Annotated in this window: 20 protein-coding genes; 10 read left to right on the forward strand and 10 right to left on the reverse strand. The window is 57.6% G+C overall.

Going from position 1 to position 19664, the window contains the following annotated elements; translation table 11 throughout:
- Positions 1–6: 6 nt before the first annotated feature.
- Both cyoE and CSK29544_RS20395 read left to right on the forward strand, forming a co-directional pair.
- A complete protein-coding gene (gene cyoE, locus CSK29544_RS20390) occupies positions 7–894 on the forward strand; it encodes a heme o synthase (RefSeq protein WP_007705361.1) in 888 nt (295 codons plus the stop codon).
- A 171-nt stretch (positions 895–1065) separates the two neighbouring features.
- A complete protein-coding gene (locus tag CSK29544_RS20395; RefSeq protein WP_007902172.1) occupies positions 1066–2430 on the forward strand; it encodes an MFS transporter in 1365 nt (454 codons plus the stop codon).
- Between the two features lie 63 nt (positions 2431–2493).
- Here CSK29544_RS20395 and CSK29544_RS20400 read toward each other — a convergent pair whose 3' ends face one another.
- Entirely contained in the window at positions 2494–2985 is a 492-nt protein-coding gene (locus CSK29544_RS20400) for a YajQ family cyclic di-GMP-binding protein (protein WP_007902174.1), read from the reverse strand.
- A 152-nt stretch (positions 2986–3137) separates the two neighbouring features.
- Here CSK29544_RS20400 and panE point away from each other — a divergent pair, with 152 nt between their 5' ends.
- Both panE and yajL read left to right on the forward strand, forming a co-directional pair.
- Positions 3138–4052: a 2-dehydropantoate 2-reductase gene (gene panE / locus CSK29544_RS20405; RefSeq protein WP_007902190.1), complete on the forward strand. Its 915-nt coding sequence runs from the start codon at positions 3138–3140 to the stop codon at positions 4050–4052.
- A complete protein-coding gene (gene yajL, locus CSK29544_RS20410) occupies positions 4012–4605 on the forward strand; it encodes a protein deglycase YajL (protein WP_004387745.1) in 594 nt (197 codons plus the stop codon). The genes panE and yajL overlap by 41 nt, the downstream gene beginning before the upstream one ends.
- A gap of 78 nt (positions 4606–4683) precedes the next feature.
- On the opposite strand, the gene thiI is transcribed toward yajL, so the two are convergent.
- Positions 4684–6132, reverse strand: a complete 1449-nt coding sequence (thiI, locus tag CSK29544_RS20415) for a tRNA uracil 4-sulfurtransferase ThiI (RefSeq protein WP_007902192.1) — start codon at positions 6130–6132, stop codon at positions 4684–4686.
- Between the two features lie 212 nt (positions 6133–6344).
- On the opposite strand from thiI, the gene xseB reads away from it, so the two are divergent.
- The 4 genes from xseB to CSK29544_RS20435 all read left to right on the forward strand — a co-directional run bounded on the left by xseB (position 6345) and on the right by CSK29544_RS20435 (position 10422).
- Positions 6345–6587, forward strand: coding sequence for an exodeoxyribonuclease VII small subunit (xseB, locus tag CSK29544_RS20420; RefSeq protein WP_004387747.1), 243 nt, complete (start codon positions 6345–6347; stop codon positions 6585–6587).
- Positions 6588–6589: 2 nt separating this feature from the next.
- Positions 6590–7489: a (2E,6E)-farnesyl diphosphate synthase gene (gene ispA / locus CSK29544_RS20425; RefSeq protein WP_007781336.1), complete on the forward strand. Its 900-nt coding sequence runs from the start codon at positions 6590–6592 to the stop codon at positions 7487–7489.
- 26 nt (positions 7490–7515) lie between these two features.
- On the forward strand, positions 7516–9378 hold the full coding sequence (gene dxs / locus CSK29544_RS20430; RefSeq protein WP_007902194.1) for a 1-deoxy-D-xylulose-5-phosphate synthase: 1863 nt from the start codon (positions 7516–7518) through the stop codon (positions 9376–9378).
- A gap of 69 nt (positions 9379–9447) precedes the next feature.
- Positions 9448–10422, forward strand: a complete 975-nt coding sequence (locus tag CSK29544_RS20435) for an aldo/keto reductase (RefSeq protein ID WP_007902198.1) — start codon at positions 9448–9450, stop codon at positions 10420–10422.
- Between the two features lie 41 nt (positions 10423–10463).
- On the opposite strand, the gene pgpA is transcribed toward CSK29544_RS20435, so the two are convergent.
- The 6 genes from pgpA to nrdR all read right to left on the reverse strand — a co-directional run bounded on the left by pgpA (position 10464) and on the right by nrdR (position 14684).
- Entirely contained in the window at positions 10464–10985 is a 522-nt protein-coding gene (gene pgpA, locus CSK29544_RS20440; RefSeq protein WP_004387751.1) for a phosphatidylglycerophosphatase A, read from the reverse strand.
- Positions 10960–11940, reverse strand: a complete 981-nt coding sequence (gene thiL / locus CSK29544_RS20445) for a thiamine-phosphate kinase (RefSeq protein ID WP_029039072.1) — start codon at positions 11938–11940, stop codon at positions 10960–10962. The genes pgpA and thiL overlap by 26 nt, the downstream gene beginning before the upstream one ends.
- 186 nt (positions 11941–12126) lie before the next feature.
- Positions 12127–12546 carry a transcription antitermination factor NusB gene (nusB, locus tag CSK29544_RS20450; protein WP_004387753.1) on the reverse strand — a complete coding sequence of 140 codons (420 nt, stop codon included), beginning with the start codon at positions 12544–12546 and terminating at the stop codon, positions 12127–12129.
- Between the two features lie 22 nt (positions 12547–12568).
- The gene (ribH, locus tag CSK29544_RS20455) at positions 12569–13039 is read right to left on the reverse strand and encodes a 6,7-dimethyl-8-ribityllumazine synthase (RefSeq protein ID WP_004387754.1); all 471 of its coding nucleotides are present in this window, start codon (positions 13037–13039) and stop codon (positions 12569–12571) included.
- Between the two features lie 88 nt (positions 13040–13127).
- The gene (ribD, locus tag CSK29544_RS20460; protein ID WP_007902202.1) at positions 13128–14231 is read right to left on the reverse strand and encodes a bifunctional diaminohydroxyphosphoribosylaminopyrimidine deaminase/5-amino-6-(5-phosphoribosylamino)uracil reductase RibD; all 1104 of its coding nucleotides are present in this window, start codon (positions 14229–14231) and stop codon (positions 13128–13130) included.
- A 3-nt stretch (positions 14232–14234) separates the two neighbouring features.
- Positions 14235–14684 carry a transcriptional regulator NrdR gene (gene nrdR, locus CSK29544_RS20465; protein WP_004387756.1) on the reverse strand — a complete coding sequence of 150 codons (450 nt, stop codon included), beginning with the start codon at positions 14682–14684 and terminating at the stop codon, positions 14235–14237.
- 154 nt (positions 14685–14838) lie between these two features.
- Here nrdR and CSK29544_RS20470 point away from each other — a divergent pair, with 154 nt between their 5' ends.
- Entirely contained in the window at positions 14839–15399 is a 561-nt protein-coding gene (locus CSK29544_RS20470) for a SadB/YajI family lipoprotein (RefSeq protein ID WP_007865183.1), read from the forward strand.
- 340 nt (positions 15400–15739) lie between these two features.
- A complete protein-coding gene (locus CSK29544_RS20475) occupies positions 15740–16618 on the forward strand; it encodes a nucleoside-specific channel-forming protein Tsx (RefSeq protein ID WP_012125503.1) in 879 nt (292 codons plus the stop codon).
- A 192-nt stretch (positions 16619–16810) separates the two neighbouring features.
- Here CSK29544_RS20475 and secF read toward each other — a convergent pair whose 3' ends face one another.
- Both secF and secD read right to left on the reverse strand, forming a co-directional pair.
- On the reverse strand, positions 16811–17782 hold the full coding sequence (secF, locus tag CSK29544_RS20480) for a protein translocase subunit SecF (RefSeq protein WP_004387760.1): 972 nt from the start codon (positions 17780–17782) through the stop codon (positions 16811–16813).
- Between the two features lie 10 nt (positions 17783–17792).
- Complete coding sequence (gene secD, locus CSK29544_RS20485) at positions 17793–19640, reverse strand: protein translocase subunit SecD (RefSeq protein ID WP_004387761.1); 1848 nt, start codon at positions 19638–19640, stop codon at positions 17793–17795.
- Between the last annotated feature and the right edge of the window lie 24 nt (positions 19641–19664).

Consider the following 19664-nt stretch of genomic DNA (forward strand, 5'->3'; position numbering starts at 1 on the left):
GCGAGTATGATTAAGCAATACCTGCAAGTAACGAAACCAGGCATCATCTTCGGCAACCTGATATCGGTTATCGGGGGATTCCTGCTGGCTTCCAAAGGCAGCATCGACTATCCCCTGTTCCTTTTCACCCTCGTGGGGGTGTCGCTGGTCGTGGCGTCCGGTTGTGTGTTCAACAACTACATCGACCGTGATATTGACCGCAAAATGGAGCGCACGAAAAACCGTGTGCTGGTGAAGGGACTGATTTCGCCGAAAATGTCGCTGGTGTACGCCACCTTGCTGGGTATTGCTGGCTTTATGCTGCTCTGGTTCGGCGCGAACCCGCTGGCGATGTGGCTGGCGGTCATGGGCTTTGTGGTGTACGTAGGGGTTTATAGCCTGTACATGAAACGCCACTCGGTCTATGGCACGCTGATCGGCTCGCTGTCGGGCGCCGCGCCGCCGGTTATCGGTTACTGCGCGGTGACCAACGAGTTCGATACCGGCGCGTTGATCCTGCTTGCGATTTTCAGCCTGTGGCAGATGCCGCACTCCTATGCGATTGCTATCTTCCGCTTCAAGGATTATCAGGCCGCCAATATTCCGGTGCTGCCGGTGGTAAAAGGGATCTCTGTGGCGAAAAACCACATCACCCTTTATATCATTGCCTTCGCCGTGGCGACCCTGATGCTCTCGCTGGGCGGTTATGCCGGGTATAAATACCTGGTGGTGGCGGCAGCGGTCAGCGTCTGGTGGCTTGGCATGGCCCTGCGTGGCTACAAGGCTGAAAACGACAAAGTCTGGGCGCGTAAGCTGTTTGTGTTCTCGATTGTCGCCATCACCTCGCTGAGCGTGATGATGTCCGTCGATTTCATGGTGCCGGATTCACATAATCTGCTGACTTACGTCTGGTAAGTCATCGATACGAAAAAGGGTGCTGCGGCACCCTTTTTTATTGCTGCAATCTGGCGCTCGTTTTATTGGCAGCATTAATAGTTAACCCTTGAAATATTTTCTAAATAACCCGGCATTTACCCTCCCCTGCCCTCGCACTACACTAAGACCTGCTTTTTATCTGAGGTGGTAATGAACGATAACAAAATGACGCCAGTCGAATTGCGCGCGACATGGGGTTTAGGGATGGTCTTTTCTTTGCGCATGCTCGGTATGTTTATGGTACTGCCGGTCATTACTACTTACGGAATGGCGCTACAGGGCGCAAGCGAAGCGCTGATTGGCCTGGCTATCGGTATTTACGGCCTCGCGCAGGCGATTTTCCAGGTGCCGTTTGGCCTACTCTCTGACCGCATCGGCCGCAAGCCGCTGATTGTCGGGGGCCTGGCGATTTTCGTTATCGGCAGCCTGGTGGCAGCGCTGACCGACTCCATCTGGGGCATTATTCTCGGGCGCGCGCTGCAGGGCTCCGGCGCGATCGCCGCCGCCGTCATGGCGCTGCTGTCCGATCTCACCCGCGAACAGAACCGCACCAAAGCGATGGCGTTTATCGGCGTCAGCTTTGGCGTGACGTTCGCCATCGCGATGGTGCTCGGGCCGATTATCACGCACGCGCTCGGCCTGCATGCGCTGTTCTGGATGATCGCGGTGCTCGCCACCGCAGGCATCATCATCACGCTCTGGGTGGTGCCCGACAGCGGCAATCACGTGCTGAACCGCGACTCCGGCATGGTTAAGGGCTGCTTTCGCAAAGTGCTGGCGGAGCCGACGCTGCTGAAGCTTAACTTCGGCATCATGTGCCTGCATATTTTGCTGATGTCGACCTTCGTCGCCCTGCCCGGCCAGCTTGAAGCAGCAGGCTTTCCGGCGGCGGCGCACTGGAAAGTCTATCTCTGCACGATGCTGATTTCGTTTGTTTCCGTGGTGCCGTTTATCATCTATGCGGAAGCGAAGCGCAAAATGAAGCGCGTGTTTCTCTTCTGCGTGGCGCTGCTGCTGATTGCGGAAATCGTACTCTGGGGCGCAGGCCCGCACTTCTGGGAGCTTATCGTCGGCGTTCAGTTGTTCTTTGTGGCGTTTAACCTGATGGAAGCACTGCTGCCGTCGCTTATCAGTAAAGAGTCGCCGGCGGGCTATAAAGGCACCGCGATGGGCGTCTACTCCACCAGCCAGTTCCTGGGCGTGGCCATTGGCGGATCGCTCGGCGGCTGGGTCGATGGCCTGTTTGACTCGCAAACCGTGTTTCTCGTGGGCGCGCTGCTGGCGACCGTCTGGCTGCTGGTGAGTACGACCATGAAAGAGCCGCCGTATGTAAGCAGCATACGCGTGGAAATTCCGCCTGACGTGGCCGCCGATGAAACACTGGCGCAGCGTTTACGCGAAAGCGCGGGCGTCAGCGAAGCGATTGTGGTGGCCGATGAGCGTAGCGCGTATCTGAAAATCGACACCAAAGTGACGAACCGCGTTGAGATAGAGCAGCGAATGCTCGGCGCTTAAGCCATCAGCAAAGAAAAAGGGCGGAAAATCCGCCCTTTTTTGTGCCGTCGGTTCGACTGCCGCTTAGTCGCGGAAGTTGTTGAACTGGAACGGCTGGCCGAGATTACCGCCGCGCACCAGCGCAATGGCCTGCTGAAGATCGTCGCGGGCTTTACCGGTGACGCGCACCTGCTCGCCCTGGATCTGCGCCTGGACTTTAAGCTTGCTGTCTTTAATCAGCTTCACGATTTTCTTCGCCATCGCGGAATCGATGCCCTGCTTGAGCTTCGCTTCCACGCTCCAGGTTTTCCCGCTGTGATCGAACTCTTCCGGCACCTCGATGGAGCTGCCTTCAATGCCGCGTTTCAACAGCTTCGCGCGCAGGATATCCAGCAGCTGGTTAACCTGGAAATCAGATTCGCTCGTCACTTTAATGGTCTGATTTTTTTCGTTCAGCTCGAAGCTTGCGGTCACGTTGCGAAAGTCGAAACGGGTTTCGAGCTCGCGCGTCGCGTTCTCTACCGCGTTCTGCACTTCGCGCATATCGACCTCAGAGACAATGTCAAAAGATGGCATGTTTTCTATCTCCCTCACAGTATGTGCGTTGCATAATACCCGCAAAGGCGCATAACACAACCCGGAAACCGGCGGCAGGCGAAAGCCTAAGCGCTCACGTTATAATAGACGTATGACACAACGCCCGGCGCTGTTGCGGGCGAGGAGGAATCATGAAAATTACCGTGCTTGGCTGCGGCGCGTTAGGCCAGCTCTGGATGAGCGCGCTGCATAAACAAGGTCACGAGGTGCAGGGATGGCTGCGGGTGCCGCAATCGTCATACAGCGTGAATCTGCTGGAAACCGACAACAGCGCGTTTCAGCACACCTTTACGACTAACGACAGCGAGTTTCTGGCGAAAAGCGAACTGCTGCTGGTGACGCTGAAAGCCTGGCAGGTTTCTGACGCGGTAAGCACGCTGGCGACACGGCTACCGGCCGCCAGCCCGATTCTGCTGCTGCATAACGGCATGGGCACGCTTGATGAGCTGCGCGCCGTAACACAGCCGCTGCTGGCGGGCGTGACGACCCACGCGGCGCGGCGCGAAGGTAACCAGGTGATACATGTCGCCTGCGGTACCACTCACATTGGCCCGGTCACGCCCGGCGCGCAGGATTATTCCCGGCTGGCGGCGCTGCTCCAGCAGGCGCTGCCGGATGTCGCCTGGCATGATAACGTCAACGTCTCGCGCTGGATAAAACTGGCCGCCAACTGCGTGATTAACCCGCTGACGGCGCTTTATAACTGCCCGAACGGCGACCTGCGCGCGCGCCAGGATGAAGTGCGCGAAATCTGCGCCGAAGTCGCCCTGGTCATGCAGCGTGAGGGGCATCACACGTCGCCGGAGAGTCTGCTCTATTACATCAATCAGGTGATTGAGAGCACCGCCGCTAATATTTCCTCGATGCTGCAGGATATCCGCCAGCAGCGTCACACCGAGATAGATTACATCACCGGCTATCTGCTGCGCCGCGCCAGAGCGCATGGCCTGACGCTGCCGGTTAACAGCCGTCTGTATGAACAGATTAAACGCAAGGAGAATGAGTATGAGCGCATCGGCACTGGTATGCCTCGCCCCTGGCACTGAAGAGACCGAAGCGGTCACCACCATCGATTTGCTGGTGCGCGGCGGGATTAACGTCACCACCGCGAGCGTCGCCAGCGATGGCAATCTGACTATCACCTGCTCGCGCGGCGTCCGGCTGCTGGCGGATGCGCCGCTGGTGGAAGTCGCCGACGGCGATTTCGATGTGATTGTCCTGCCGGGCGGCCTGAAAGGTGCCGAAGCGTTTCGCGACAGCCCGCTGCTGGTCGAAACGGTGCGCCAGTTTCATCTCTCCGGACGCATTGTCGCGGCCATCTGCGCGGCGGCGGGTACGGTACTGGTGCCGCACGAACTCTTCCCGATTGGCAATATGACCGGCTTTCCGGCGCTGAAAGAGACGATCCCTGACGATCAGTGGCAGGATAAGCGCGTCGTCTGGGATCCGCGCGTCAACCTGCTCACCAGCCAGGGGCCGGGCACCGCGATTGATTTCGCACTCAAGATTATCGATCTGCTGGTCGGGCGCGAAAAAGCGCACGAGGTGGCAGGGCAACTGGTGCTGGCCGCGGGTATTTACAGCTATCGCGACTACTAAGCGTTATCCTGTTAAGCCACGGACATAAAAAAATCCCCTCGGTTGAGGGGATTTTTGTCTCTGCGCAACGCGATGACGTTACGGACGGTAGACTTTCACGTTCTTAAAGCCCTGCTCCAGCAGATAAAGCGCCTGCAGGCGGCTCATCACGCCGCGCTCGCACCACAGCAGGTACGTTTTGCTCTGGTCGAGATCGCCAAATTTCGTGCTGAGCTTGTAGAACGGCAGCGAAACCACCTCAACGCCTTCGACCACCAGCGGTTTCTCATCCTGCTCATCGACGGAGCGGATATCCAGAATCGCGTCGTTCGGGCCGAAACCGTTAACGGTTTCTACTTCCACCACCTGCTGTTCGGTCTGCTCGGCGATTTCACGGATATCCACGTTGGTGGCTTCCGCCACGACGCGGTCGAGGATAGAGAAATCGAAATTCGCCTCTTCGGCTTCGATTTTCCCTTTCACAGCTTTCACGGTCGGGCTTTTTGAAATCACGCCGCAATATTCCGGCATGGTGCGGGCAAAATCTTCGGTGCCGATTTTACGGGCAATATCGATGATGTGCTCTTTGTCGTAAGAGATAAGCGGGCGCAGCACCAGCGTATCGGAAACATTATCGATAAGACGCAGGTTGGTCAGCGTCTGGCTGGAGACCTGGCCCAGCGCTTCGCCGGTGACCAGCGCCTGCACGCCGTAGCGCTCCGCCACTTTCGAGGCCGCACGCACCATCATACGCTTGAGCACCACGCCCATCTGGCCGTCGTCCACTTTCTCAAGGATTTCGCCGACAACCGGCTCAAAGTTAATCGCCACAAAACGCACGCGGTGCGAGCTGCCAAAACGGCTCCACAGATAGTGCGCCACCTGGCGCACGCCGATTTCATGCGCCGCGCCGCCCAGGTTAAAGAAGCAGTAGTGCACGCGGCAGCCGCGACGCATCAGCATATAGCTGGAGACGCCGGAATCGAAACCGCCGGAAATCAGCGACAGCACATCTTCCTGGGTGCCGATCGGGAAACCACCGATGCCTTCATAGCGGCCTTTGATAAGCAACAGGCGATCGTCTTCTATCTCCAGATTCACGGTGACGTCAGGCTGCTTGAGTTTGACGCGGGCAGATTCAATATGCTGATTTAAACCGCCGCCGACGTAGCGCTCCACTTCAATCGAGCTAAACTCATGTTGACCGCGTCGCTTAACGCGCACGCAGAACGTTTTCCCTTCGAGCTGCTCACGCCAGTTGGCGAGCGCCTTCTCAAAAATGTCATGCATGTCCGTGAACGGGACGTCGTCCACCTCAAGCACATGATGAATGCCGGGAATACGGGTCAGGGCGTCAAGCACAGTATCGTGCTGGGTTTCATCTTTAATACGCACTACGATATGGTCCCAGTGGCGAACCACGGCAAGGTTTTCATCGTAGTGTTTCAGGACGTTACGAATATTCCCGGTCAGGATTTTTATAAAGCGCAACCGCACAGACTGGCTTTTAATGGTGATTTCCGGGAATAATTTAATGATAAACTTCATGGTGGCTATGATTCGTTGGCAAGCCCACCGGGGCTTAGAAAATGGTACAGCAGGCAGAACCGCGCCTGCATCGTGAGCCCGGCAGTATATCATCATCGCGATGTCACTGCGCCTATTACCAACCCACAAGGCGTTATTTGCTAATCTTTGCGTCTCCGCTACCATGCAGTGTCGCTAACATGACCGTTAACCCATAGAGTCAGACATTTACTATGCCGAAGAAAAATGAACAGCCGGCCAGTTTCGAAACGGCCCTGACGGAGCTTGAGCAGATAGTCACCCGTCTGGAAAGCGGCGACCTGCCGCTGGAAGAAGCGCTGAATGAATTTGAGCGCGGCGTGCAGCTCGCGCGCCAGGGCCAGGTAAAACTGCAGCAGGCTGAGCAGCGCGTTCAGATCCTGCTGTCCCAGAATGAAGACGCGCCTCTTACCCCCTTCACGCCGGACGCCGAGTAACGATGGATTTCAGTCAACAGCTTCAGGCGCAGGCCGAGCGGGCCAATCGCGCGTTACAGCATTTTATCGGCGAACTGCCGTTTCAGAAGAGTCCACTGGTTGAGGCGATGCTCTACGGCACATTATTAGGCGGTAAACGCCTGCGGCCGTTTCTGGTGTACGCCACCGGCGAAATGTTTGGGGTTAACCCGACAGCGCTGGACGCCCCGGCGGCAGCCATTGAGTGTATTCACGCCTATTCGCTGATGCATGACGATCTGCCTGCCATGGACGATGACGATCTGCGTCGCGGACAGCCGACCTGCCATATCCGCTTTGGCGAAGCGAGCGCTATTCTCGCGGGCGACGCCCTGCAAACGCTGGCGTTTTCGATATTAAGCGACACGCCGATGGAAAACGTGGCGCTGCGCGACCGGCTCGCAATGGTGTCTGAACTCGCGAAAGCCAGCGGTGTGGCGGGCATGTGCGGCGGCCAGGCGCTCGATCTCGAAGCCGAAGGCCAGCAGGTGGATCTCGACGCGCTGGAGCGTATCCATCGCCACAAAACGGGCGCGCTTATCCGCGCCGCCGTGCGAATGGGTGCCTTGTGCGCGGGCGATAAAGGCCGCGACGCGCTGGTTTACCTCGACAGCTATGCTGAAAGCATCGGCCTCGCCTTCCAGGTACAGGATGACATTCTGGATGTGGTGGGTGATACTGCAACCCTTGGAAAACGCCAGGGAGCCGATCAGCAACTTGGCAAAAGCACCTACCCCGCCCTGCTGGGTCTTGAGCAAGCCCAGGCGAAAGCGCGCAGTCTGTGCGATGACGCCCTGGCGGCGCTGGCGCCGCTGAAAGCACAAGCGCTGGATACCGCGACACTGGAAGCGTTAGCGAATTTCATAATCCAACGTGATAAATAAACGTATAACACCACGATGAGTCTCTGATGAGTTTTGATACTGCCAAATACCCGACCCTGGCGCTGGTGGACTCCACTGCGGAGCTGCGCCTGTTGCCAAAAGAGAGTTTGCCGAAGCTGTGCGACGAGCTGCGTCGTTACCTGCTCGACAGCGTGAGCCGCTCCAGCGGACACTTCGCCTCCGGGCTTGGCACGGTGGAACTCACCGTGGCGTTGCATTACGTCTACAACACGCCGTTCGACCAGCTTATCTGGGACGTGGGTCATCAGGCGTATCCGCATAAAATCCTGACTGGCCGCCGCGACCGCATCGGCACTATCCGCCAGAAAGGCGGCCTGCACCCCTTCCCGTGGCGCGGTGAGAGCGAATATGACGTATTGAGCGTCGGCCATTCGTCCACCTCTATCAGCGCCGGTATCGGCATCGCCGTCGCTGCGGCGCGCGAAGAGAAAAACCGCCGCACCGTCTGCGTGATTGGCGATGGCGCGATCACCGCGGGCATGGCGTTTGAGGCGATGAACCACGCGGGCGATATTCGCCCCGATATGCTGGTTATTCTGAACGACAACGAGATGTCGATTTCCGAGAACGTCGGCGCGCTTAATAACCATCTGGCGCAACTGCTTTCCGGCAAGCTCTATTCACGGCTTCGCGAAGGCGGCAAGCGCGTATTCTCTAACGTTCCGCCCATCAAAGAGCTGCTTAAACGTACCGAAGAGCACATCAAAGGCATGGTGGTGCCGGGCACGCTGTTTGAAGAGCTGGGCTTTAACTATATCGGCCCGGTGGATGGCCACGACGTGCTGGGGCTGGTGCATACGCTCAAAAACATGCGCGATCTTAAAGGCCCGCAGTTCCTGCACATCATGACCAGGAAAGGCCGTGGTTATGAGCCGGCGGAAAAAGATCCGATCACCTTCCACGCGGTGCCGAAATTCGATCCGGAAAGCGGCACGCTGCCGAAAAGCAGCGGCGGCCAGCCAAGCTATTCGAAGATTTTCGGCGACTGGCTGTGCGAAACCGCGGCCAAAGACGATAAGCTGATGGCTATCACGCCCGCCATGCGCGAAGGCTCCGGCATGGTGGAGTTCTCCCGCCAGTATCCGGCGCAATACTTCGACGTGGCGATCGCCGAGCAGCACGCGGTGACCTTCGCGGCGGGGCTGGCGATTGGCGGCTATAAGCCGGTCGTCGCGATTTACTCCACGTTTCTGCAACGCGCCTATGACCAGGTTATCCACGACGTCGCTATCCAGAAGCTGCCGGTGCTGTTCGCTATCGATCGCGCAGGCATCGTTGGCGCTGACGGTCAGACGCACCAGGGCGCGTTCGATCTCTCCTATCTGCGCTGCATCCCGGACATGGTTATCATGACCCCGAGCGATGAAAACGAGTGCCGCCAGATGCTGTTTACCGGCTATCACTATAACGACGGCCCGAGCGCCGTTCGCTATCCGCGCGGCAACGCGCTCGGCGTCACGCTGGAGCCGCTCCAGAAGCTGCCCATCGGCAAAGGCGTGGTGAAACGCCACGGTGAAAAAGTAGCGCTGCTCAACTTTGGTACGCTGCTGCCGGAGGCCACGCAGGCCGCCGAAGCGCTTAACGCCACGCTTGTGGATATGCGTTTTGTGAAGCCGCTTGATGAAGCGCTGATTATGGAGCTCGCCGGGCGTCACGAGGCGCTGGTCACCATCGAAGAAAACGCCGTGATGGGTGGTGCCGGTAGCGGCGTAAACGAAGTGCTGATGGCGAAGCGCAAACCAGTGCCGGTGCTGAATATTGGCCTGCCGGATCACTTCATTCCACAGGGTACGCAGGACGAAGCGCGCGCCGAAATTGGCCTGACCGCGTCGGGCATCGAACAACGCGTGCGGGACTGGCTCGCCTGATCCCTGCTCTGTTTCCGCTCCTGCTATGCTTAACGGTGACCTTTGTGACCCTAAAGCAGGAGCGGAACCATGCAATACAAGCAATTAGGAAAAACCGACCTTCAGGTTTCCCGTCTGTGCCTGGGCTGTATGACTTTTGGCGAGCCGGACCGCGGTAATCACGCCTGGACTCTCCCCGAAGAAAGCAGCCGCCTTATCATCAAACACGCCATTGACGGCGGCATTAACTTCTTCGACACCGCCAACAGCTACTCCGACGGCAGCAGCGAAGAGATTGTTGGCCGCGCGCTGCGCTATTTCGCGCGCCGTGAAGAGGTCGTCGTCGCCACCAAAGTTTATCACCAGGTCGGCGACCTGCCGCAGGGGCTCTCCCGCCCGCTGATCCTGCGCTCGATTGACGACAGCCTGCGCCGCCTCGGTATGGACTATGTTGACCTGCTGCAAATCCACCGCTGGGACTACGACACGCCGATAGAAGAGACGCTGGAAGCGCTGAACGAAGTGGTGAAAGCGGGTAAAGCGCGTTACATCGGCGCGTCGTCAATGCATCCGCACCAGTTTGAACAGGCGCTGCGGCTGCAAAAAGAGAACGGCTGGGCGCCGTTCGTTACCATGCAAAACCACTACAACCTGATTTACCGTGAAGAAGAACAGGAGATGCTGCCGCTCTGCTATCGCGAGGGCGTGGCCGTGATTCCGTGGAGCCCGCTGGCGCGCGGGCGTCTGACCCGCCCGTGGGGCGAAACCACGGCGCGTCTGGTTTCCGATGAGTTCGGCAAAACGCTCTACAGCGAAACCGAAGAGAACGACGCGAAAATCGCCGAACGGCTGGCGTTCATCGCCGAAGATAAAGGCGTGAGCCGCGCTCAGGTGGCGCTGGCCTGGCTTTTAAGCAAACCCGGCGTCGTCGCACCGATTATCGGCGCCTCGCGCGAAGAGCAGTTGCAGGAGCTGATTGAGGCGGTTGACGTAACGCTCACCCCTGAAGAGATGGCCGAGCTGGAGACGCCTTACAAAGCGCACCCGGTGGTGGGTTTTAAATAAGCCAGTAAAAAAACAGCCCTCGTCGCAGAGGGCTGTTTTCGTTAAATCAGGCCGATGGGCCAGTGATGCCCAATCCAGTAGAGAAGCCCGGCCGAGATAATCCCCGCGACGATATCATCCACCATGATCCCCATACCGCCGTGAACGTTACGGTCAAACCAGCGGATAGGCCAGGGTTTCCACATATCGAAAATACGGAAAATCACAAACCCGGCAGCGACCCACTGCCAGTCATTCGTCGGCAGCGCCATCAGCGTAATCCACATGCCGATAAACTCATCCCAGACAATACTGCCGTGGTCATGTACGCCCATATCTTTGGCGGTCTGATGACAGAGATAGACGCCAAGACTAATGCCAAACATCACCACCAGCGAGTAGAGCTGCCAGGGTAAAAAAGTCATCAGGTACCAGAACGGGATCGCCGCAAGCGACCCCATCGTGCCCGGTACCCACGGGCTTAAACCGCTGCCAAAGCCGGTGGCGAGCAGATGCCACGGATTGCGTAAATTCAGGCGGCTTTTAGCAACATCCTTATTAAATGTGCGTTTCGAAGTGGTCATATCCTTTCCAGTCGAGCGTTACCGGCGCGCCATCGCGTAAAAATACCATGCCTTCCGACGCCGTGGTCAGCTGGCCGATGCAGGTTACGGGCACGCCAAGATGGCTCACCGCCACCTCCAGCGCGCCGCGATTAAGCTCCGATACCGTAAAGCAGAGTTCATAATCCTCACCGCCAGACAACGCCCAGCGCAGCGCCTGCTCCGGATCAACATGGCGGGAGAGCGCTTCGGAGTAAGGCAGATCGTTAAGCTCAATGCGCGCGCCGCAGTCGCTCGCCTTCAGGATATGCCCGAGATCGGAAATCAGCCCGTCCGAGAGATCGATAGCGGCGCTGGCGAGCCCGCGCAGTGCCTGACCGTGCAGCACGCGCGGCGTCGGGCGCAGATGGCGCTTCACCAGATAGCCGGCGTCGCTGGCATCTTCGACGTGAAGCCGCTTTTGCAAAATCGCGAGCCCGGCCGCGCTGTCGCCCGGCGTGCCGGTGATAAACACCCAGTCGCCAGGCCGTGCGCCGGAGCGCTTCAGCGCCCGTCCGGCGGGAACAAAGCCGTGAATGCCGAGCGTCATGGAGAGCGGGCCGCGGGTGGTATCGCCGCCGATAAGCTGCATATCGTAATAGTTAAGCTGTTCAAAGAGGCTGTCGCTGAACGCTTCAAGCCAGGTCTCGTTCACCTCCGGCAGGGTCAGCGCCAGCGTCAGCCACGCAGGATCGGCGCCCATCGCCGCCAGATCGCTGACATTCACCGCCAGCGCCTTGTAGCCGAGATCGCGCGGATCGATATCCGGTAAAAAGTGAATGCCCGACACCAGCGTGTCGGTGCTGATAGCCAGGGTTTGCTTCTCCGGCACGGTCAATAGCGCGCAGTCGTCGCCAATGCCGGTCTCGACATCAAGACGAGAGCTTCTGACCCGATCGAAGTAACGTGCAATCAGGGAAAACTCACCGCATGACATAAGGTTACGCCTCAACAGATAAGAAGAAGAAAAGGCCGGGATCCCGGCCTCAGAAAGCAGAAGAAGAACCGTAGTTTCTTCGTATTGATGACCATAGTAGACAATCGCCAGCTTTTCGTCTGCCTTAAGCACAGAACGGTAAAAGAAAACGAGCGTCAGGTCTCGCCTGCCGATGGCAGGCGGAAATTACTTTTTGTTAGGGCGGATGTGCGGCGCGGCTTTATCGAGCACGCCGTTGACGAACTTATGGCTGTCTTCAGCACCGAAGACTTTCGCCAGCTCAATCGCTTCGTTGATGGCCACTTTGTACGGCACATCATCACGTTTTGAGAGTTCGAACAGCGCGATGCGCAGCACCGCTTTCTCCACCTGGCCCAGCTCTTCGAGCTGACGGGACAGGTACGGCTTCATCAGGCCGTCGAGATAGCCGCTGTTGGTCGCCACCCCGGAGAGCAGTTCGCGGAAATACATCACGTCCACATCTTTGACATCCTGTTCCGCCAGGAACTGGTATTCAACATCGGCGATGTCATTGTGGGACAACTGCCAGGAGTAAAGCGCCTGGACGGCACACTCACGGGCGCGGCGACGAGCAGCAGGTTTCACGGAATTCCCCTTACAAAAAAAATCAGGCCTGGATAGCCTTCAGGACATTAATCATTTCAAGCGCGGTCAGCGCCGCTTCGGCGCCCTTGTTCCCGGCTTTAGTGCCAGCGCGTTCGATGGCTTGTTCAATACTTTCAGTGGTGAGTACGCCAAAAGCTACCGGGATTTCGCTGTGCTGCGCCACGTGGGCCAGACCGTTGCTGGCACCGCCGGCAACATATTCGAAATGCGCGGTGCCGCCGCGAATCACCGTACCGAGCGCAATCACCGCGTCATATTTTGCGGTTTTCGCCAGCGCCTGAGCCGCCAGCGGCAGCTCGTAAGCGCCCGGCACCCACACGACGGTGATATTTTCATCTTTTACCTGACCAATGCGTTTCAGGGCGTCGATAGCGCCTTCCAGCAGACTGTCGTTGATGAAGTTGTTGAAACGCGCAATGGCGATGGCGACGCGAGCGTCCGGGGCAGCAACGGTAGCTTCAATAATGTTCATACTCTTACCTTAGGGTTATGTAGCCCCCGCAGGGGGGCGGATTTTATCATACTCTTTCGCGCACTGCTTACGTTTTACATCCCGCCAGTCAGGCGAGCGTCAGGCGCAGGCGCAAATCGGGGCCGACCTGAACGGCATCGCGAAATTCCAGGCGCGGCGCGTCGGCGAGCCGCTCAAGTCCTGGCAGCGTGAATAGCCCGCGGGCCTCGCTGCCGAGCAGTTTCGGCGCCATATAAACAATCAGCTCATCCACCAGCCCCGCCTGCAGGAGCGCACCGGCGAGCTGCGGGCCCGCTTCAACCCACAGACTGTTCACCTGGCGTTTGCCAAGCTGCATCATCAGCAATACCAGATCGAGCTTGCCGTTATGCACGGGCGTCGGCAGTTGTTCGACGCCCTCTGGCCAGACGGTGTCGTCCGGGCAGGCGCGGGCAAGCCAGGTCTCGCCGGGCTGATTGACAATCTTGTGCGCGGGCGTGACCTGATTCTGGCGGTCGAGCACGATCCGCAGCGGCTGGCGCAGGTTTTCACGCGGGTAAACCGCCTGCGTTTCTTCGCCGAGTTCGTCCCAGCGCACGGTCATTGACGGATCGTCGGCCAGCACCGTGGCGCTGGTAGTGAGGATAGCATGGCTTTCGGCGCGCAGACGCTGCACGTCGCGCCGGGCCTGCGGCGAGGTTATCCACTGACTTTCGCCGCTCGCCATCGCCGTGCGGCCGTCAAGCGACGCGCCGAGCTTGAGCTGAATAAACGGAAAACCGGTGCGCATGCGCTTGAGAAAGCCTTTATTGAGCGCTTCGGCCTCGCTCATCATCAGACCGTGGCTGACCTCAATTCCCGCCTGCTGAAGACGATACAAACCGCGGCCTGCCACCTGTGGGTTCGGATCCTGCATCGCCGCGACAACACGCGCGACGCCCGCGTTAATCAGCGCATCGCAGCACGGCGGCGTGCGTCCGTGGTGACTACAGGGTTCAAGCGTGACATACGCGGTAGCACCGCGCGCCTTGTCGCCCGCCATACGCAGCGCATGCACTTCGGCGTGCGGCTCGCCAGCGCGCAGATGAAAGCCTTCGCCGACGATTACGCCCTCTTTAACAATCACGCAGCCCACGCGCGGATTCGGATGCGTGGTAAAACGTCCCTGGCCCGCGAGCTTAAGCGCGCGCGCCATGTAAAATTCGTCAGACATCAGTTAATCCTGTAAGCGGGCGATCTCTTCGCCGAATTCGCGGATATCTTCAAAGCTGCGGTACACGGATGCAAAACGGATGTAGGCGACTTTATCGAGCTTTTTAAGCTGCTCCATCACCAGATTGCCGATAAGTTTGCTCGGCACTTCCCGCTCGCCGGTCGCGCGCAGATGGGATTTGATATGGTTGATGGCCATCTCCACGTCATCGGAGCTGACCGGGCGTTTTTCCAGCGCTTTCTGCATGCCGCTGCGCAGTTTGTCTTCATTAAAAGGCTCGCGCACGTCGTTGCTTTTCACCACGCGCGGCATAACCAGTTCCGCGACTTCAAAGGTCGTGAAACGTTCATTACACACCAGGCACTGGCGGCGGCGGCGCACCGAGGAGCCTTCTCCCACCAGGCGGGAATCGATCACTTTAGTGTCAACGGCGAAACAGAACGGGCAATGCATAGCGCTTCCTGACTGAAAAAGTTAACTGAACAACAGTTTACCCTGAACTGGCGGGACTACAAAGACGCAACCTTTTTGAGACAAAGGCGCTATGCCGGACGCGCCGTTACGCTCTACCATAAAAAGACCGCCACTCTTTCAGGAAAAGCGAATAATGACAACACGTTATCTGAAATGGTCTATCGTCGCCAGCGCGCTGGCCTTAAGCGCCTGCGCCCCGCAAAGCGAAGTACGCCAGATGCACCAGAATGTCAGCACGCTCAATCAGGAGATGACGAAGCTCAAGCAGGAGACCGTCAAAATCACGCAACAAAACGCGCTGAATGTGAAATCGAAAAGCGGCGTTTACCTGCTGCCGGGCTCCAACACGCCCGCTCGCTTAAGCAGCCAGCTCGGTATGCTGAAAATGTCGCTGCGTAACGTCACGGCGGGCGCAAACGGCACACAGGCGACGCTGTTTATCCAGAGCGAATCCAGTGAGGCGCTGCCCGCCTTTACCGGCACCGTCGAATGGGGCCAGTTACAGGGCACCACCGAAAATTATCAGGAAGTGAACGTGCAGAACCAGCCGTTCAGCGCGCCTGCCAGCACGCTGGCACCGAGCGATGTCTCCATTCCGCTGACGCTGACTGGCATCACGCCAGAGCAGCTGGGCTTTATCCGCGTGCATGATATTCAGCCGCTTATCGCTGGTGACGCCGTCGTCACGCCCTGAGAGCCTCACCACCTGCGGCGCGGAGTTTGTTACATTCGCGCCGCTCGCTTTTCTTGCTTTTTTCGCGCCGTAAATTCTTCATTTCATCCCTGCCGCTTCGCAAAAATGGTGTAACAAGAGTTGGCTTAGTTCCCTTATGCCGCTAGAATCCGCGTTCCGATGTACGCAAACGTGAACGCAATCGATTACGTACATGACAAGAATGTGAAACGCCACATATTTTTGTGAGGCTGGATACTTATAATAGGCAGCACAATTTATGCGGCGGCGGTTTATCCGCGTTGCGCGAAAGCATTACTCCACCCAGAAATGGGGATTTCCTGAAAACAGTGGCTCTATTATGAAAAAAATTGTTTTAGCTGCCGGTGCAGCCCTGGCGCTCTCCACCTCTTTTACTGCCGGCGCGGCAGAAACCAGCAATAGTGAGTTTGTTTCCGACTGGTGGCACCAGAGCGTTAACGTGGTGGGCAGCTACCACACGCGCTTCGGACCGACCATCCGCAACGATACCTATCTGGAATATGAAGCGTTCGCCAAAAAAGACTGGTTTGATTTCTACGGCTACGCTGACGCCCCGGTCTTCTTCGGTGGTAACACCGATGCCAAAGGGATCTGGAACCACGGTTCCCCGCTGTTTGTGGAGATCGAACCGCGCTTCTCTATCGATAAGCTGACCGGCACCAGTCTGGCGTTTGGCCCGTTCAAAGAGTGGTATTTCGCGAATAACTATATCTACGATATGGGCCGCAACGCTTCTGGCCGTCAGAGCACCTGGTATATGGGTCTTGGTACCGATATCGACACCGGCCTGCCGATGAGCCTCTCCCTGAACGTCTATGCCAAATACCAGTGGCAGAACTACGGTGCAGAAAACCAGAACGAGTGGGATGGCTACCGCTTTAAAGTGAAATACTTCGTGCCTATCACCCAGCTGTGGGGCGGCAACCTGAGCTATATCGGTTTCACCAACTTTGACTGGGGTTCAGACCTCGGCGATAAGAGCGGTTATGCGCTCAATGGCGTGAAATCCCGCACTAACGATTCCATCGCCTCCAGCCATATTCTGGCGCTGAATTACGATCACTGGCACTACTCCGTGGTCGCGCGTTACTGGCACAACGGCGGCCAGTGGAACGATGATGCGCAGTTAGCCTTCACCAACTACAACACCCGCACTACGGGCTGGGGTGGTTACCTGGTGGTAGGTTACAACTTCTAAGCTTTACCCCGGTGAACGTGTGAAAAAGCCAGCCTCTGCTGGCTTTTTTTATGGGCACTGATTATCGCGTCCTGCTGTTACGCCACAGATGTACGCGCACCGCCTCTTCTGCTCTCTTTATCCCTTATCGAGGCGAAAAAAAACCGCAGGCCTGAACCTGCGGTTTTATTAACGTATCACGTTGCTTCGCGATTACGGCAGGAGAGACGGTTGATCCGCGCCCTCTTTTTCCACCTTCTGCTGCAACAGATGTTCACGCTTCATGCCAAGCTTCAGCGCCAGAGCGGAAGCGACATAAATGGACGACGCCGTACCGATAGAGACACCGATAAGCATGGTCAGCGAGAAGCCCTGCAGCATCGCGCCACCGAACAGATAAAGCATCAGGATCACGACAAGCGTCGTACCGGATGTGATTAACGTCCTTTGCAGCGTCTGGGTCAGCGACACGTTAAAGATTTCGTAAGGCGTTCCGCGGCGGATCTTGCGGAAGTTCTCACGAATACGGTCAGAAACCACGATGCTGTCGTTGAGAGAGTAACCAATAACCGACATCAGCGAGGCGATGATGGTCAGGTCAATCTCAATCTGGAACAGCGACAGCACGCCCATGGTGATAATGACGTCGTGCGCCAGCGCGATAACCACACCAGCTGCCAGACGCCACTCAAAGCGGAACCCGACGTAAACCAGAATGGAGAGCAGCGCGACCAGCAGCGCCATCGCGCCCGCCTGAGCGAGGTCAGCGCCTACGCTCGGGCCGACAAACTCGATACGCTTCACCGCCGCGTTCTGGCCAGTGGCCTGGTTAATGACGTTCACCACTTTGGTGCCGAGTGCCTGACCGCCGGTTTCACCCTGGGCAGGCGGCATACGAACCATGATGTCGCGGCTGCTGCCGAAGTTCTGCAGCAGCGGCTCTTCAAAGCCCGCTTTTACCAGCGACTCGCGCATTACATCCAGATCCGCCGGTTTTTCCAGGCCAATCTCGATAACCGTACCGCCGGTAAAATCGAGACCCCAGTTAAACCCGCGTACGCCCATCACCACGATAGAGGCGACAAGCAGCAGGCCGGAGATGGCGAAAGCCCAGTAGTCCCAGCGCATAAAGTCATAGACTTTGCGGCCGTGGTTCAATTGTTCAACAGTATATTCCTGTGCCACAACGCACTCCTCAGATAGACAGCTTGTTGATGCGTTTGCCGCCGTACAACAGGTTCACAATGGCACGGGTACCGACAATAGCGGTGAACATGGAGGTCGCCACGCCGATACCGGTCGTGATAGCAAACCCTTTAATCGCGCCGGTTCCCACTGCGTACAGGATGATGACCTTAATCAGCGTCGTGACGTTGGCGTCGAAAATAGAGCTGAACGCCCCGCGATAACCTTCGTCAATCGCCTGCTGCACCGAACGGCCGTTGCTGAGCTCTTCTTTAATACGCTCGTTTATCAGCACGTTCGCATCCACCGCGACCGCAAGGGTTAACACAATCCCCGCGATACCCGGCATGGTGAGCGTCGCGCCCGGCAGCAGCGACATAATGCCCACGATCAGCACCAGGTTTGCCAGCAGCGCCGTAGTGGCGATAAGACCGAACTTCTTATAGAACAGGATCATAAACAGAATGGAGACCGCGAGGCCCGCCAGACATGCTTCCAGACCCTGAGTGATGTTTTGCATACCCAGCGTCGGGCCAATGGTGCGCTCTTCCACAATCTGAATCGGCGCAATCAGCGCGCCCGCACGCAGCAGCAGCGAAAGCTGACGCGCTTCGTTCGGGTTATCAATGCCGGTAATCACGAAGTTCTGACCCAGACGCGCCTGAATCGTCGCGACGTTGATCACTTCTTCCTGTTTTACCAGGATGCTGCGGCCGTTGGCGTCTTTCTTACCGCTGTCCTTATATTCCACAAAGAGCGTCGCCATCGGTTTATGGATGTTGTCTTTGGTGAAATTAGACATGATATTACCGCCCGCACTGTCGAGCGAAATATTCACCTGCGGCATGTTGTACTGGTCAACGCCGGAGGTGGAATCGGTAATATGGTCACCGGTCAGGATAACGCGTTTGTACAGCACAACCGGCTGGCCTTCACGGGTCATCTTCACTTCAGAATCGCCTGGAACACGGCCTGCCGCGGCGGCTGAACGGTCAACAGAGCTGTTAACCAGACGGAATTCCAGGGTCGCGGTCGCGCCGAGGATTTCTTTCGCGCGAGCGGTATCCTGAATACCCGGCAGCTCGACCACGATGCGGTCAGCGCCCTGACGCTGCACCAGCGGCTCGGCTACGCCCAACTGGTTCACGCGGTTACGCAGGATGTTAATGTTCTGCTGAACGGCGTATTCACGCGCTTCGCGCAGACGCTCATCAGACATCACCGCGCGCAGGCTGTTATCGCCCTGGCTTGAGATAACCATGTCGCGATGGCGGCTCGTCAGATAAGAGACCGCGGCGTCACGGATATCGCTGTCACGGAACTGAATCGTCACGCCGTAGTTATCGGCTTTACGCACGTTCGTCCAGCTCAGCCCTTTCTCGCGCAGATCGCTGCGCAGGCTGTCCATATTCTGTTCCTGGAGCTTGCCAAGCGCGGTGTCCATATCCACTTCCATCAGGAAGTGAACGCCGCCGCGCAGGTCGAGGCCCAGCTTCATCGGTTCGGCGGAAATAGCGGTAAGCCAGCGTGGGGTGGCAGGCGCGAGGTTAAGCGCGACGACGAATTGATCGCCCATCGTGCTCATCAGCGCTTCACGAGCGCGCAGCTGAGTATCGGTGGAGTCAAAGCGCGCAAGAATTGCGCCCTCTTCCAGAGCCACAGATTTCGCGGAAATTTTTTCTTTTTGTAACGTATTCTGGACCTGGATCAGCGTTTGCTCACTGGCGGCGACGCCGCGCGCGCCAGTGATTTGAACAGCCGGATCCTCACCATACAGGTTGGGAAGTGCATAAAGCAGGCCGACGATAAGCACGGCGACCAGCATGAGGTACTTCCACAAAGGATAACGGTTTAACACGGCAGTTCCCTTTGGGAAAACAAT

It is taken from the genome of Cronobacter sakazakii, assembly GCF_000982825.1.
Lineage (GTDB): Bacteria > Pseudomonadota > Gammaproteobacteria > Enterobacterales > Enterobacteriaceae > Cronobacter > Cronobacter sakazakii.

What these genes read in the sequence shown, in the direction of transcription:
- cyoE (WP_007705361.1), top strand. Translation starts at nt 7, where the DNA reads ATGATTAAGCAATACCTGCAAGTAACGAAACCAGGCATCATCTTCGGC.
- CSK29544_RS20395 (WP_007902172.1), top strand. Translation starts at nt 1,066, where the DNA reads ATGAACGATAACAAAATGACGCCAGTCGAATTGCGCGCGACATGGGGT.
- CSK29544_RS20400 (WP_007902174.1), bottom strand. Translation starts at nt 2,985, where the DNA reads ATGCCATCTTTTGACATTGTCTCTGAGGTCGATATGCGCGAAGTGCAG.
- panE (WP_007902190.1), top strand. Translation starts at nt 3,138, where the DNA reads ATGAAAATTACCGTGCTTGGCTGCGGCGCGTTAGGCCAGCTCTGGATG.
- yajL (WP_004387745.1), top strand. Translation starts at nt 4,012, where the DNA reads ATGAGCGCATCGGCACTGGTATGCCTCGCCCCTGGCACTGAAGAGACC.
- thiI (WP_007902192.1), bottom strand. Translation starts at nt 6,132, where the DNA reads ATGAAGTTTATCATTAAATTATTCCCGGAAATCACCATTAAAAGCCAG.
- xseB (WP_004387747.1), top strand. Translation starts at nt 6,345, where the DNA reads ATGCCGAAGAAAAATGAACAGCCGGCCAGTTTCGAAACGGCCCTGACG.
- ispA (WP_007781336.1), top strand. Translation starts at nt 6,590, where the DNA reads ATGGATTTCAGTCAACAGCTTCAGGCGCAGGCCGAGCGGGCCAATCGC.
- dxs (WP_007902194.1), top strand. Translation starts at nt 7,516, where the DNA reads ATGAGTTTTGATACTGCCAAATACCCGACCCTGGCGCTGGTGGACTCC.
- CSK29544_RS20435 (WP_007902198.1), top strand. Translation starts at nt 9,448, where the DNA reads ATGCAATACAAGCAATTAGGAAAAACCGACCTTCAGGTTTCCCGTCTG.
- pgpA (WP_004387751.1), bottom strand. Translation starts at nt 10,985, where the DNA reads ATGACCACTTCGAAACGCACATTTAATAAGGATGTTGCTAAAAGCCGC.
- thiL (WP_029039072.1), bottom strand. Translation starts at nt 11,940, where the DNA reads ATGTCATGCGGTGAGTTTTCCCTGATTGCACGTTACTTCGATCGGGTC.
- ribH (WP_004387754.1), bottom strand. Translation starts at nt 13,039, where the DNA reads ATGAACATTATTGAAGCTACCGTTGCTGCCCCGGACGCTCGCGTCGCC.
- ribD (WP_007902202.1), bottom strand. Translation starts at nt 14,231, where the DNA reads ATGTCTGACGAATTTTACATGGCGCGCGCGCTTAAGCTCGCGGGCCAG.
- nrdR (WP_004387756.1), bottom strand. Translation starts at nt 14,684, where the DNA reads ATGCATTGCCCGTTCTGTTTCGCCGTTGACACTAAAGTGATCGATTCC.
- CSK29544_RS20470 (WP_007865183.1), top strand. Translation starts at nt 14,839, where the DNA reads ATGACAACACGTTATCTGAAATGGTCTATCGTCGCCAGCGCGCTGGCC.
- CSK29544_RS20475 (WP_012125503.1), top strand. Translation starts at nt 15,740, where the DNA reads ATGAAAAAAATTGTTTTAGCTGCCGGTGCAGCCCTGGCGCTCTCCACC.